We start from the raw sequence: 1,028 nt of genomic DNA, 5'->3' as shown, positions 1-1,028 counted from the left end.
AATGGAAGCTGAGGGATACCACGGCATTATCCCCGGCTGCTATTTGCGGCGCTGTAAAATTGGTTTATCTCGCAATCCACAGCTACGGTTACAGAATTTTCTGAGCAATCAGCCGCCGTGCAATATTAAAATTCTGTCCACAATTTATGTAGAAGACATGGCAGAAGTCGAAGGACAGTTACACCAACAATTCAAAAATTCTCAGGTGAAAGATTTAATAAAAAGCCGTGAATGGTTTGATTTAAACCCTGTTGATTTAGCGCTAGTACACTGGGCATTTTCTCGTTATGCTGTGCGGGTTGATGTTCCCAGAATATCTACAGCCGGACTGATTGCAGCTTGCTTGGTGGCATTAGTGGCAGTGGGGACAATTGGCAGCATGATCATGAGTCAAGGTCAGGCAGAAGTTTTTAATCTAAGAATTAATAAAGAGAGTAATTAATCATGGGTGAAGCTAAGAGAAGAAAGTCTCAAGACCCCAACTATGGCAAGAAGAGGGACAATCAGCAAGGAATTTTGTCTGCCTCAATCTTAAATCTAGCGCTGCGAAATATAACACCGGGGGCAGTAGTTTATCAAGATTATGCGGACGGATGCTCTATTGAGTTTTCCCCACTTGAGAAGCTATCCTTAGCGCTAAGGCAGTGGATAAGGGGAGAGGGGGCAGATTTCGCTAATTATCGTTATATTGTTCTGCATACTTTTGACGGGACTTCATTTTTCTCGATTTCAGTGGAGGAGATTAAGCAGGTTCTAATGAGTCAGTAATTTTAACAAGTGAATACTAAAAAAACGGCTTGGGGGATTATCCTTCAAGCCGTCCGCATATCAAAGAATTATTGCAATTTGCTTTTTAATTCTAGAATGGAGCCTTGCCAGTTTCCTTGGTGTAATTCAAATAGCCCTCGTAGTATTCCCCAGTGGTTTGTTTTGCGGGTGCGTGGGTAGCAGCATCAAAATGTCCGTCTGCGTAATCGTTGCGTGTCTTGGAGGTTGTAGCTGGGGTAGAAGCTGTTAAAGTGGTCATA

General features: G+C 42.8%; 2 protein-coding genes. Both read left to right on the top strand.

All coding sequences use genetic code 11. The features are described 5' to 3' along the window. Positions 1 to 442: GIY-YIG nuclease family protein (locus VB654_RS21225; protein ID WP_323215786.1), on the top strand; the 442-nt coding region annotated here is incomplete at its 5' end. A gap of 2 nt (positions 443 to 444) precedes the next feature. Continuing rightward, on the top strand, positions 445 to 768 hold the full coding sequence (locus tag VB654_RS21220; protein WP_323215785.1) for a hypothetical protein: 324 nt from the start codon (positions 445 to 447) through the stop codon (positions 766 to 768). Positions 769 to 1,028: the final 260 nt, after the last annotated feature.

This window comes from Nodularia sp. UHCC 0506 (assembly GCF_034931045.1).
Classification (GTDB): Bacteria; Cyanobacteriota; Cyanobacteriia; order Cyanobacteriales; family Nostocaceae; genus Nodularia.
The sequence above is the reverse complement of the archived record's forward strand: the minus strand, read 5'-3'. Positions and strand labels throughout refer to the sequence as shown.